The organism is Nocardia sp. NPDC046763, from assembly GCF_040645495.1.
GTDB lineage: Bacteria > Actinomycetota > Actinomycetes > Mycobacteriales > Mycobacteriaceae > Nocardia.
The window spans coordinates 122,324-134,856 of sequence record NZ_JBEYYI010000010.1 but is presented as its reverse complement, the minus strand read 5'-3'; the positions used below and the strand labels follow the sequence as shown (position 1 = coordinate 134,856).

Annotated in this window: 12 protein-coding genes and 1 pseudogene; all 13 read left to right on the top strand. The window is 69.3% G+C overall.

The window, feature by feature from the left end; genetic code table 11:
- The first annotated feature begins 5 nt into the window (after nt 1–5).
- The 13 genes and pseudogenes from ABZ909_RS18355 to ABZ909_RS18295 all read left to right on the top strand — a co-directional run bounded on the left by ABZ909_RS18355 (nt 6) and on the right by ABZ909_RS18295 (nt 12,359).
- Nucleotides 6–902 (top strand): amino acid ABC transporter permease, encoded by an 897-nt coding sequence (locus ABZ909_RS18355; RefSeq protein ID WP_357000812.1) that lies wholly within the window; start codon nt 6–8, stop codon nt 900–902.
- Nucleotides 899–1,663, top strand: coding sequence for an amino acid ABC transporter ATP-binding protein (locus ABZ909_RS18350; RefSeq protein ID WP_357000809.1), 765 nt, complete (start codon nt 899–901; stop codon nt 1,661–1,663). Before ABZ909_RS18355 ends, ABZ909_RS18350 begins: the two co-directional genes overlap by 4 nt.
- A gap of 28 nt (nt 1,664–1,691) precedes the next feature.
- Nucleotides 1,692–2,669, top strand: coding sequence for an ABC transporter substrate-binding protein (locus ABZ909_RS18345; RefSeq protein ID WP_357000807.1), 978 nt, complete (start codon nt 1,692–1,694; stop codon nt 2,667–2,669).
- Entirely contained in the window at nt 2,666–3,184 is a 519-nt protein-coding gene (locus ABZ909_RS18340; protein ID WP_357000804.1) for a GNAT family N-acetyltransferase, read from the top strand. The genes ABZ909_RS18345 and ABZ909_RS18340 overlap by 4 nt, the downstream gene beginning before the upstream one ends.
- Nucleotides 3,181–4,251: an LLM class flavin-dependent oxidoreductase gene (locus ABZ909_RS18335; RefSeq protein WP_357000801.1), complete on the top strand. Its 1,071-nt coding sequence runs from the start codon at nt 3,181–3,183 to the stop codon at nt 4,249–4,251. Before ABZ909_RS18340 ends, ABZ909_RS18335 begins: the two co-directional genes overlap by 4 nt.
- Nucleotides 4,248–5,882, top strand: coding sequence for an ABC transporter substrate-binding protein (locus tag ABZ909_RS18330; protein ID WP_357000799.1), 1,635 nt, complete (start codon nt 4,248–4,250; stop codon nt 5,880–5,882). The genes ABZ909_RS18335 and ABZ909_RS18330 overlap by 4 nt, the downstream gene beginning before the upstream one ends.
- A gap of 2 nt (nt 5,883–5,884) precedes the next feature.
- Nucleotides 5,885–6,844 (top strand): ABC transporter permease, encoded by a 960-nt coding sequence (locus ABZ909_RS18325; protein ID WP_357000796.1) that lies wholly within the window; start codon nt 5,885–5,887, stop codon nt 6,842–6,844.
- Nucleotides 6,837–6,992, top strand: coding sequence for a hypothetical protein (locus tag ABZ909_RS18320; protein ID WP_357000794.1), 156 nt, complete (start codon nt 6,837–6,839; stop codon nt 6,990–6,992). The genes ABZ909_RS18325 and ABZ909_RS18320 overlap by 8 nt, the downstream gene beginning before the upstream one ends.
- Entirely contained in the window at nt 6,985–7,824 is an 840-nt protein-coding gene (locus ABZ909_RS18315) for an ABC transporter permease (protein ID WP_357000791.1), read from the top strand. The genes ABZ909_RS18320 and ABZ909_RS18315 overlap by 8 nt, the downstream gene beginning before the upstream one ends.
- Nucleotides 7,821–9,446: an ABC transporter ATP-binding protein gene (locus ABZ909_RS18310; protein ID WP_357000789.1), complete on the top strand. Its 1,626-nt coding sequence runs from the start codon at nt 7,821–7,823 to the stop codon at nt 9,444–9,446. Before ABZ909_RS18315 ends, ABZ909_RS18310 begins: the two co-directional genes overlap by 4 nt.
- A 29-nt stretch (nt 9,447–9,475) precedes the next feature.
- A pseudogene (locus tag ABZ909_RS18305) lies at nt 9,476–10,417 on the top strand (LLM class flavin-dependent oxidoreductase); the annotation flags it as partial.
- A complete protein-coding gene (locus tag ABZ909_RS18300; RefSeq protein ID WP_357000786.1) occupies nt 10,414–11,226 on the top strand; it encodes a DUF1684 domain-containing protein in 813 nt (270 codons plus the stop codon). The pseudogene ABZ909_RS18305 and the gene ABZ909_RS18300, both read left to right, overlap by 4 nt.
- Nucleotides 11,223–12,359 carry an LLM class flavin-dependent oxidoreductase gene (locus tag ABZ909_RS18295; protein WP_357000784.1) on the top strand — a complete coding sequence of 379 codons (1,137 nt, stop codon included), beginning with the start codon at nt 11,223–11,225 and terminating at the stop codon, nt 12,357–12,359. The genes ABZ909_RS18300 and ABZ909_RS18295 overlap by 4 nt, the downstream gene beginning before the upstream one ends.
- Nucleotides 12,360–12,533 lie beyond the last annotated feature (174 nt).

The following is a 12,533-nucleotide window of genomic DNA, read 5'->3' as shown; positions in this document are numbered from 1 at the left end:
AATCCATGAGTACGCTGGCGGCACCCACGCAGACGGAGCCCGAAGCCGAACACCACGACGGGGATCTGCCGGTCGTCCGCGCCCGCCACCCGTGGCGCTGGGTCACCGCGGCGATCGCACTGGTGCTGGTCGCGCAGTTCGGGCACGGGTTGATCACCAATCCGGGCTGGGACTGGGGAACCTTCGCGCAGTATGTCACCGCGAAGTCGGTGTTGTCGGCATTGAAGGTGACGCTGGAGCTGACCTTCTGGGGCACCCTGCTGGGCTTCTTCCTGGGTGTCTGGCTGGCCGTGGGCCGGTTGTCGAAGAACCCGGTGCTGCAGGCGATCTCGTGGAGCTATGTCTGGGCTTTCCGCTCGATCCCGCTGATCGTGCAGCTGCTGTTCTGGTTCAATCTGGCCTACCTGTACAAGTCGCTGTCGCTGGGCATTCCGTTCGGGCCGGAGTTCGCGCGGTTCCAGACCAATGGCGTGATCAGCGGATTCACCGCGGCCGTCATCGGTTTGGCGCTGCATCAGGCCGCGTATTCGGCGGAGATCATCCGGGCCGGGATCATCTCGGTGGACGAGGGTCAGTGGGAGGCGGCCCGGTCGCTGGGCCTGCCGTGGCGTCGGCAGTTCTTCACGATTGTCGCGCCCCAGGCCATGCGCGGAATTCTCCCGAACGCCGCCAATGAGGTGATCAGCCTCTTCAAGGGCACCTCGATCGTGTCGACCATGGCGATTGCCGAGCTGTTCTATCAGGTGCAGGTCATCTATGGCCGCAATGGCCGGGTGGTGCCGCTGCTCATGGTGGCCACGGTCTGGTACATCCTGCTGACCAGCGTGCTGAGCGTCATCCAGTTCTATATCGAGCGGCATTTCTCGAAGGGGCGTCGTTCGAAGGCCGGTGATCGTCGGTGACCGAGTTCGCGATCGAATTGCGCGGCATCCGAAAGTCATTCGGCCGCAATGAAGTGCTCTCCGGTATCGACTTGGCGGTACGTCCCGGCGAGGTGGCGGTGATCCTGGGCCCATCGGGTTCGGGCAAGTCGACGCTGCTGCGCACCATCAACCATCTCGAGCAGGTGGACGGCGGCACCGTGCGGGTCGGCGGCGAGCTGGTCGGCTACCGGCGTGGGGACGGCAAGTTGCACGAGCTGCACGAGCGCGAGATTCTGCGGCAGCGGGCGCGCATCGGATTCGTGTTCCAGAACTTCAATCTCTTTCCGCATCTGACGGTTCGGGAGAATGTGGCGCTCGCGCCGGTGGCCGCGCAGCGCCGCGCCAAGGCCGAGGTGAACGTCAAGGCGCTGGAGCTGCTGGCGCGGGTCGGCCTGGCCGACAAGGCGGACGAGTATCCGAGCCGGTTGTCGGGTGGGCAGCAGCAGCGCGTGGCCATTGCGCGGGCGCTGGCCCTGCGGCCGGAGGTGGTGCTGTTCGACGAGCCCACCTCCGCGCTGGATCCCGAGCTGGTCGGTGAAGTCCTCGATGTCATCAAGGATCTGGCGCGCGGCGGTTCGACCCTGGTGATCGTCACCCACGAGATCGGTTTCGCCCGCGAGGTCGCCGACACCGTGGTGCTGATGGACGCCGGCCGCATCGTCGAGCATGGTCCGCCCGCGCGCGTGCTGGACAACCCTTCGCACCCACGCACCAAAGCCTTTCTCGCGCATGTCCTCTGACGTGTTCTCACCAGGTAAGGAAAAGCCCATGTCTCTGGCGAGCCGTCGCAGACGGATCAGCGCCTTGATCGCCGTCACCCTGCTGAGTCTGTTGGTGGGCGGCTGTGCCAAGGGTGATGGCGGCACCACCGACACGCGCAGCGTGAACGGCCTGACGTACGACCTGTCACCGGAGCAGAAGGGGCGCATTCACGCCGAAAAGGTGGATTCGATTGCCGCGCAGGTCCCGCGGGCCATTCGCGACCGCGGCACCCTGGTGGTGACCGGCACCATCGGCGCGACCCCGCCGCTGGGCTTCTACGCCACCGACGATCGCACCGTCATCGGTTCCGAAGTGGATGTCGCGGAGCTGATCGCCGACATTCTCGGTCTGAAGGTGGACCACCGGAACGGGGACTGGGCGCAGAACTTCGTGAAGATCGACTCCGGCGAGGCCGACCTGTTCGTCAGCAATACCACGGTCACCGAGGAGCGCAAGGAGAAGTACGACTTCGCCACCTATCGCAAGGACAATATCGCCCTGGAGGTGCCCAAGGATTCGACCTGGACCTATCAGGATCGGAAATCGCTGGCGGGCAAGAAGATCGGCGTCGCCTCCGGCACCAATCAGGAGCAGCTGCTGGTCGCCTGGAACGACCGGAACGTGGCCGAGGGCCTGCCCAGGCTGGAACTCGCCTACTACCAGCAGCCCGCCGACTACTACCTGGCGCTGTCCTCCGGCCGCATCGACGGTTACGTGGGGCCCAACCCGTCGGCGCAGTACCACTCGTCGACGACCGGCAACAAGGTCCTGACCACCTGGTCCGGCGCGGGCGACGCGTTGCAGGCCGAGATCGCGGCGCTAACGCGCAAGGACAACGGGCTGATCGGGCCCGTGCAGCAGGCCATCCAGTACGCCATCGACCACGGCACCTACAAGCAGGTATTGGACCGGTGGGGCCTGGGCGGCGAAGCCGTGTCGCAGTCGCGGATCAATCCGCCCGGACTACCCAAGAAGAAGGGATGAGCGTGTCGCGCACCGTATTCCACATCGCACAGCACGATCCGCTGGCCGCGCCGCTGCTGGCGGAGCTGGCCATCGAATACAGCAGCCGCTACGGCCGTACCCCGGGTGAGGTGCACGCGGATCTGACCGGCTATTCGGCCAGTCATTTCGCGCCGCCGCACGGCGATCTGCTGGTCGTGGTGGAGGACGGCGAACCGGTGGCCGGCGGCGCTTTCCAGCGCTTCGACGCGGAAACCGCGGAGCTGAAACGGATCTGGACGTCGAGCGCGCACCGCCGCCGGGGGCTGGGCCGGTTCGTGCTCGAGCAGCTGGAGGCCGAGATCGCCCGGCGCGGCTACCGGCGCATCTACCTGACCACCGGACCGCGTCAGCCGGAGGCCGTGGCGCTGTACACGGCCGCGGGCTACACCGCGCTGCCGCGCGACATCGTGAAGGAGGTCGGACACGTGCACCCGTTCGAGAAGTTCGTCCCCGCCGGCGAGCGCTCCGGCGACACCGAGGCGGTCCCGGCATGAAATTCCTGCTCCTGACCCTGATTACGCACACCCCGGACCCGGTGACCGGCACAGCCGAGACGCCCCGGCAGCGGTTGCGCCGCGTGATCGACAGTGCCCGGCTGGCCGAGGACCTCGGCTACGACGGTTTCGCGGTGGGGGAGCGGCACGAGGATCCGTTCATTTCCGCCGCCCCGCCGGTGGTGCTGAGCCATATCGCCGCGGTCACCTCGCGCGTGGCCCTGTTCACCGGTGTCACCACGCTGAGCCTGCTGGATCCGGTGCGCGCGTTCGAGGACTACTCCACCCTGGACAATCTCTCCGACGGGCGCCTGGAACTGATCATCGGCAAGGGTAATGGCGCGGCGCAGGCCAAGCTGTTCCATGTCACCACCGATGACCAGTGGGATCGCAATCGCGAGGGCTACGAGCTGTTCCGCAAGCTCTGGGACAGCGACAACGTCACCTGGTCCGGCCGTTTCCGGCCGGCGCTGAACGAGGCCAAGGCGCTGCCCCGGCCACTGCAGCCGCGCCTGCGCATCTGGCACGGCAGCGCGACCAGCCGGGAATCTGCGGATTATGCGGCGCTCCACGGGGATCCGCTGTTCTCGGCGAATGTCACCTATCCGATCGAGCCGTACGCCGAACTGGTGGACCACTACCGGGAACGCTGGGCGGCCTACGGGCACGATCCGGCCGAGGCGCTGGTGGGCGCGGGTACGGCGGGCTTTCTGGTGACCCGGACCTCGCAGCAGGCCGTGGACCTGTATCGCCCGGTCTTCGAGGCTCGTCAGGCCGTGGCCCGGAAGTTTGGCGTACCCATCGTCTTCGAGACGTTGGAGGATTTCGTCGAACGCTCCTCGGCGCTCATCGGCAGCCCGGAGCAGGTACTGGACAAGGTGAGCCGCTACCACGAGCGGTTCGGGCACGAGGTGATCCACCTGAGCGCCGACGCCGACGGCCGCACCGAGGCCCGGCATCGCGAGAGCCTCGAGCTGTTCCAGGCCGAGGTCGTATCCGAACTGCGCCAACGCATTCCGAGCCGCCCGCTGGGCGGCGATCGCTACCCGTCCGGAGACCCCGCATGAATCACCCCTGCACCGCCCGGGCGGTCCGTCCCCTGGCGCTCGCGGGCGCGCTGGCCGCCACTTTCGCGCTGACCGCGTGCGGTGGTAGCGGAACCACCGGCGGCAACGGCGAGCCGACGGGCCCGCCGCGGCCGGGCGGCATCCTGCGCTACGGTCTGTCGCTGGCTCCGACCTGCTCGGATCCCGCACAGTCCGCGACGAATCAGACCATCTACGTGACCCGCCAGATCGTGGACTCGCTGGTCGATCAGGACCCGGAATCCGGTGCACTGAAGCCGTGGCTGGCGGACACCTGGACTGTCTCATCGGACGCCAGGTCGTTCACCTTCCACCTGAAGGACGGCATCACCTTCAGCGACGGCACCCCGCTCACCGCGGACTCGGTGCGCAAGAACTTCGATTCGATCGTCGCGCTCGGCGGGGCCAAGGCGCCCCTGGCCGCGAGCTACCTGGCCGGATACACCGGCAGCACGGTGGTGGATTCACGCACGGTGCGGGTGGACTTCGCGGCGCCGAATGCCCAGTTCCTGCAGGCGACGTCGACGCCGCAGCTGGGGATCCAGTCCGACGCCACGGTCGCCAAGCCTGCCGACGACCGTTGCCTGGGCGCGAATATCGGCAGCGGCCCGTTCACCTACGCGGCATGGAAGCAGAACGCCTCGGCCACGCTGACCAAGCGCGCCGGATATGCCTGGGGTTCGGCGGTTTTCGCCACCGAGGGTGAGGCGTACCTGGACAAGATCGTGTTCACCGTGGTCCCGGAGTCAGGGGTCCGCACCGGCAGTCTCGCCTCCGGTCAGCTCGATGCTATCAGTGACGCGCTGCCGCAGGATGTTTCGCAGATCGAGGCGGGTGGCGGGCGGGTGCAATTCACCGCGAATCCGGGCGTGCCGTTCGGCCTCCAGGTGAATGTGACCCGCGGACCGCTGCGGGACCCGGCGGTGCGGGCGGCGCTGTTGCCCGCCCTCGACCGCAAGGAATTGGTGGACACCGTGCTGGGCCCGCAGTTCAAGCCGGCCACCAGCGTTCTCGCCGCGAAAACCCCGGGCTATGTGGATCTTTCAGCACGCGTGAAGTATGACCCGGACGCGGCGAAGAAGCTCCTCGACCAGGCGGGCTGGGTGCCCGGCGCGGACGGGATCCGGGTCAAGGACGGGCAGCGGCTGGCCGCGGGTGTCATCTTCGCCCCGGTCTTCGCGGGTAACCAGGCCATCCTCGAACTGACCCAGCAGCAATTGAAGGCGGTCGGATTCGATCTCCGCCTGGAGCCGCTGTCGGTGGCGGAATCGAATGTGCGCCAGAACAACAAGGACTTCGACTTCGACTATTACAACTCGACCCGTGCCGACGGCGACATCCTGCGCACCACCTTCGCGGTGGACCAGCGCAACCTGAACGCCCGCGGCCCGGCCGAGCCGCTGGACTCCTTGCTCTCGCAGCAGTTGTCGGCCACCGACCCGGCCGCGCGGGCCCGCATCATCGGCGACGCCCAGTCGGCGGTGCTGGATCAGGGCCTGTGGATTCCGACCATCGAACTGTCCCAGGCCATCGGCGTGGGTAAGGGCGTGGCCGGGGTGAAGTTCGAGGCGTCGGCCCGGTTGCAGTTCCACGACACCTGGCTGCAGCGGTAATCATGGGCCGCTATGTGATCGGACGGGTTCTCCAGGCAACAGGCGTGCTGTGGGCGGCGTTCACGCTGTCGTTCGTTGTGCTCTATCTGCTGCCGGGAGATCCGGTGGACATGGCCGCCAACGCCGCCACCGGCACCCCCGTGGACGCGGCGGCCGTCGCCGAGATGCGGGCCAGATACGGCCTGGACCAGCCGCTCTGGACGCAGTACTGGACGGCGCTCACCCACGCGGCGCACGGCGATCTGGGGCATTCGATCTTCAGCGGCCAGACCGTCACCGGCGCGCTGGCCGACGCGCTGCCCCCGACGCTGGCCCTGGCCGGACTCGGCCTGCTGCTGGCGTTGCTCGGCGGCACCGGGCTCGCCCTGGCCGCCGCCTATACCGAGCGGCCGTGGCTGCGCGGCCTGCTCACCGCACTGCCGCCGATCGGGGCGTCCATGCCCGGCTTCTGGGTGGGATTGCTGCTGCTGCAGCTGTTCTCGTTCCGGCTGCGGCTGGTGCCCGCGATCGGCGGGACCGGCTTCAGCGGCACCATTCTGCCCGCGGTCACCCTCGCCATTCCGGTGGGCGCGGTGATCGCCCAGGTGCTCTACGGCAGTCTGATCGCCACCTGGCGGCAGCCGTTCGTGGCCGTCGCCTTCGCCAAGGGCGCCTCCCGCTGGTGGGTGCAGCTCCGCCACGTGCTGCGCCCCGCCGCGACCCCCGCGTTCACGGTGGCCGGTCTGTGGGTCGGCCAGGTGCTGGCGGGCTCGGTCGTCACCGAGACCGTGTTCTCCCGGCCGGGACTGGGCCGCCTCACCCAGGAATCGGTGCTGAACCAGGACATTCCGGTGGTGCAGGGCATCGTCGTGTTCGCCGCGCTGGTCTTCGTCACGGTCAACCTCCTCATCGATCTCGCCTATCCACTGTTGGATCCCCGTGTGGCGCACCGGGATACCCGCAAGGAGCGCGCCCATGCCTGACCTCCTGCCCGCTCACCTGATCCGGAACCTGCGCGAACACCTGCGCGTCCCCTCCGGCCCGCGCTCCCGGCTGCGAGTCATCACCCTGACCCACCCGCTCCTGGACCCGGGCATCGCGTACTGGGAAGAGGAGGCGTCCGATGCGTGAGGACCTGGTGCCGCGGCCGGCACCCGCGGCGTGGGTGCGAGGGAATCTCGGGCTCTTGGCGGCGAGTGCCGTGGTAATCCTGGTGCTGGCGTGGGCGGTCGCGCCGGCGGTATTCGCCGGAAGCGATCCCCTGCGCGGCGTGCCGGTGCAGAAGCTGCGCGGGCCCAGCGCGGAGCACTGGTTCGGGACCGACAATCTCGGACGGGACCTGTACGCACGCGTGGTGCACGGAACCGGACTCTCGGTGAGCGCAACCGTGTTCGCGGTGCTGCTCGGGCTGGTCGCGGGCTCGCTGCTGGGGTTGGTGGCCGGCGCGGCGGGCGGCGCGGTGGACACCGCGATCATGCGGGTGGTCGACGTGTTGCTGTCCATTCCGGATCTGCTGGTCGCGCTCGCCATGATCACCGTGCTGGGGCTGGGCACCCGCAATGTGGCCATCGCCGTGGGTATTTCGCTCATCGCCCGGTTCGCGCGGGTGATGCGGGGCGAGGTGCTGCGGGTGCGGCGCGCCCCGTATGTGGAGGCGGCCTTCGCCTCCGGGGTGCGGTGGCACACGGTGCTGTTCCGTCACGTGCTGCGCAATGCCTACGGTCCGGTGGCGGCGCTGGCGGCGGTCGACTTCGGGGTCGCGGTGCTGTTCGTGGCCTCGCTGAGCTTCCTCGGCTACGGCGCGGTGCCGCCGACGCCGGAATGGGGATCGCTGGTCTCCGACGGCCGCGGCTTCCTGGCCACCGCGTGGTGGCTGACGACCATGCCCGGGCTGGTGATCGTCGTGCTGGTGCTGTCCACCCAGCGCATTGCCCGCGCACTGCAGAAGGACGGTGCCCGATGACCGATCTGCTGTTGAGCATTGAGGGGCTGCAGGTCGAATACCGGGGCAGTACCGGGACGACGGCTGCCGTACGCGGTGTCTCGCTGGAGGTACGGCGCGGTGAGACGGTCGCGCTGGTAGGCGAATCCGGGTCGGGCAAGTCGACTCTCGCGCACGCGGTGATCGGGCTGTTGAACGGCGGCCGGATCACGGCGGGTGCGATCGGCTTCGCCGGGGAGCGCCTCGAACACGCCTCGCAGCGGGCGCTGCAACGGATCCGGGGTGCGCGCATCGGCCTGGTCCCGCAGGACCCGGGCACCTCGCTGAATCCGGTGCGGCGCATCGGCGATCAGGTGGGGGAGGTGCTGCGCATTCACGGCCGGGCGGATCGTCGCACCGCCCGGATCGAGGCGGTGCGAATTCTGGCGCAGGCCGGGCTGGATCGGCCCGACGTGCGGGCCGGGCAGTATCCCCAGGACCTGTCCGGTGGCCAGCGCCAACGGGTGCTGATCGGCATCGCGCTGGCCTGCGGCCCGGACCTGGTGATCGCCGATGAGCCGACCAGCGCCCTCGACGTCACCGTGCAACGCCGCATCCTCGACCACCTCGCGCAGCGTACTGCGGAATCCGGTACGGCGGTCCTGCTCATCACCCATGACCTCGCGGTGGCCGCCGAGCGCGCGGACCGCATCGTGGTCATGCAGAACGGACTGATCGTCGAAACGGGCACGGCGGCAGGGGTACTGGGCAATCCTCAGCACGAATACACCAAGCGGTTGATCGCCGCCGCCCCGACCCTCGACCGGGATCAGCATCCGCGCCCCGCCCGCGAGCACGGGACGCCGTTGGTGTCGGCGACCGGGCTGCGCAAATCCTTTCGTGTCACCGGGGATTTCACGGTCACCGCGGTCGACGACGTCGCCCTGGAGATCAATCGCGGCGAAACCCTGGCCGTGGTCGGCGAATCCGGTTCGGGCAAGTCCACCACCGCCCGCATCATCGCCCGGCTGGCCGAACCGGACGCGGGCACCGTCACCTTCGACGGGCAGGACATCAGCGTGTTGAAGGGGGCCGGGCTGCGTGCGCTCCGCCGCCGCGTCCAGGTCGTCTATCAGAACCCATACGTGTCGTTGAACCCCAAGCTGAGCATCGGCACCATCGTGTCGGAACCCTTGCAGGCGTTCGGAATCGGCGATCGCCGGTCCCGCCGCGCAACGGCCGCCGAACTCCTGGACCAGGTCGCGCTGCCTGGCGCCTACCTGGATCGCCGACCTGCCGAACTCTCCGGCGGCCAGCGGCAGCGCGTCGCCATCGCCCGCGCGCTGGCCCTGCGCCCGGACCTGCTCGTCCTCGACGAACCGGTATCGGCCCTGGACGTCTCGGTGCAGGCCCAGATCCTGGATCTGCTCGAACGGCTGCAAACCGACCTGGACCTGGCCTATCTGTTCATCTCCCATGATCTGGCCGTGGTCCGCCGCCTGGCCGACCGGGTGGCCGTCATGCGCCAGGGCTGTGTGGTCGAAACCGCCACCACGGCCGAGCTTTTCGGTAATCCGCAGCAGGACTACACCCGCGAGCTGCTCGCGGCCGTCCCCCGGGCGACCCCGCCCGATGTCCCCCTTCCGCTCGAAAGGACAGCCTGATGCCGCACCTCACTCCGCTGCTGCTGGGCAGGCGCGGCGGCTATCTGGAGCACGCCAAGCGCTACACCCGCGCGCACGAGGTGGTCGACGCCACCCGCGCGCTGTGGGACAGCTGGCCCGCTGACGCCCTCGTGATCGACCGGGAGCGCGGGGTCTTCGCCCGGCCGGTGCCGGAGGTCCACTTCAGCAGCGATCAGTTCGAGATCGACGGCCGGTTGGTGCTGCCGCGCAGTCCGCAGGGTCGTCCGGTGCAGATCCAGGCCGGCGACTCCGACGAGGGCCGCGAATTCGCCGCCGCGAAGGCCGATGTCATCTTCAGCGCGCACGGCGAGCTCGAGGACGGGCAGCGCTTCTACCGGGATGTGAAGGACCGGCTCGCCAAGTACGGCCGCGGTCGCGACGATCTGAAGATCCTGCCCGCGGCCGGGTTCGTGCTCGGCGACACCGCGGCCGAGGCGGCCGAACGCGCCAACCATATCCGCCGGCAGCAGGTGACGCCGCAGACCGCCATCTCCTTCCTCGAACAGGTCTGGGGCCGTGACCTTTCCGCCTACGATCCGGACGGACCGCTGCCGGACATCGATCCGGCCGAGGATGTGAACATCACCCGCGGCAGGGTCCGGCACGCCCGCGATCCGCGCGCCATCGCCGAGGCGTGGCGGGCCAGGGCCGAGGCCGAGAAGCTCTCCATACGCGAGCTCATCATCGCCACCACCGCCCGCCAGCAGTTCGTGGGCACGCCCCGGCAGGTGGCGGCCGAGATCGACCACTACGTCCAGTCCGATGCCGCCGACGGCTTCGTGCTGGTCCCGCATCTCACACCGACCGGTCTCGACGAGTTCGTCGAGAAGGTCGTCCCGGAACTGCAGTCCCTGGGCAGCTTCCGCACCGAGTACACCGGCGCGACCTTGCGTGACCACCTGGGCCTGCGCCACCCCCACCACGGCACCCAAGGAGTCCGCGCCTCATGACCGCCACCGCCACCGAATTCGACCAGCAGTGGGCCACGTTCCGCGGCGAACGCGCCGCCTGGGCCCGCCAACCGCTGGGCTGGCTCAGCCTGACCGGCCTGCACTGGCTCGGGGGACACTACGAGACCGTCGACGGCCTGCCCGGCCGCTGGCGCGCAGACGGCGAGAACGTCCATGTGACAGTCGAATCCGAGGAGGCCGGGCAGTTGCTGCTGAACGGCGCGGCACTCGCCGGTTCGGCGGTGCTCACCCCGGGCGAGGGCGCACCTGGCCTCGAGGTCCACACCGGTGACCGTGTCATCGAGGTGATCCGGCGGACCGGACAGTTCGCGCTGCGCGTCCACGATCCCGCGTCGCCGACCCTGGCGGCCTTCAGCGAGATCCCGGTCTACCGGCCGGATCCGGCCTGGGTCGTGGCCGGCCGGTTCGAACCCTTCGAGGTGGCCCGCGTGGTCACCACGGGCGCGGTGGTCGAGGGCCTCGAACACCACCACACCGCCACCGGAACCGTGACCGTCGAATTGGACGGCCAGCAGCGGCCGCTCATCGTCTTCGGCAACCAGACGGTCGGCCTGCATGTGCTCTTCACCGACGCCACCAGCGGCGTCACCACCTACGGCGGCGCCCGGCGGCTGGACCTGTCCCGGCCCGCCGCCGACGGCACCGTGCTCCTCGACTTCAATCGCGCGGTCAATCTGCCCTGCGCGTTCACCGACTACGCCACCTGCCCGGTCGCCCCGGCCGGGAACCGGCTGCCGCTGGCCGTCGAAGCAGGCGAACAGGATCCGCGGAAGGAGCACACCGCATGACCATTCCGCTATCCGTCCTGGATCTGGCGCCGATCAGCGCGGGCTCCACACCGCAGCAGGCGGTGCGCAACAGCATCGACCTGGCCCGGCAGGCCGAACGGCTCGGCTACCACCGGTTCTGGGTCGCCGAGCATCACTTCGTGAAGGTGGCCGGCGCCGCGCCGACCACCCTCATCGGATTGATCGCCGCCGCAACCGAATCCATTCGCGTCGGATCGGCGGCCGTGCAGCTCGGGCACCACACCTCGATCTCGGTGGTCGAGGCCTTCGGCACCATCGACGCCCTCTACCCGGGCCGCCTGGATCTGGGGCTGGGACGCTCCGGTCACCGTGGGGACCAGGTGCGGTCGGCGGGTGTGCCTCCGGTGCCCGCGCCAGATCGCCCCACCGAGGTCCGCGACGGCGTGGTCATCCCGCCCCCGTTCTACCCCGGCCAGCTGCTCGACTTCTCCAGGGTGCGAGCGGGTTTGGGCGCGCTGCACCTGCCGGGCGCGCAACCGCTGCCCTACCCCGAACAGATCCCGGAGATTCTCGCGCTGCTCGATGGCACCTATGTCACGCCCGACGGCATCGACCTGCACGCCGTCCCCGGTGAGGGCGCCGACGTGCAGCCCTGGCTGTTCGGCAGCAGCGGCGGTGAAAGTGCCCAGCTGGCAGGGCGATTGGGCCTGCCGTTCGCGGCGAACTATCACGTCTCGCCGGGCACCGTCGTGGAGACGGTCGAGGCCTACCGCGCGGCCTTCCGCCCGTCCGCCCGCTTCCCACGTCCCTACCTGGTGGTCTCCGCCGATGTGGTGGTCGCCGCGGACGATGCCACCGCTCAGCACCTGGCCGCCACCTACGGGCACTGGGTCTACAGCATCCGCAGCGGTGCGGGCGCGGCGGAATACCTCGATCCCGACACCGCTCCGCCACTGTCCGACCAGCAGCGACGCCTCGTCGACGACCGGGTCACCACCCAGTTCGTCGGCTCCCCGGCCATCGTCGCCGAACGTCTGCGCGCCTTGCAGCGGCTCACGGGGGCCGACGAAATCCTCATCACCAGTGTCACTTTCGACTACGAGGACCGGGTGAACTCTCACCGCCTGCTGGCTCGCGAGTGGGGGCTGTCCCCACAGGTGCGCGCCGCCTGAGACCACCGCCGCCCGCCCGGAAGGGGACTCCGGGGCGGGCGGCGGGGAAACCCGCAGCGCGCGCAAGGGCCTCGCGTGCGTGCGGGACCGGGGGTCGGGCCGGACCGTGGACCGTCCGGCCCGATCCCCTTCGGCCACGAAGAAATCCCCGCCGGACGCACCGGCGGGGATTTC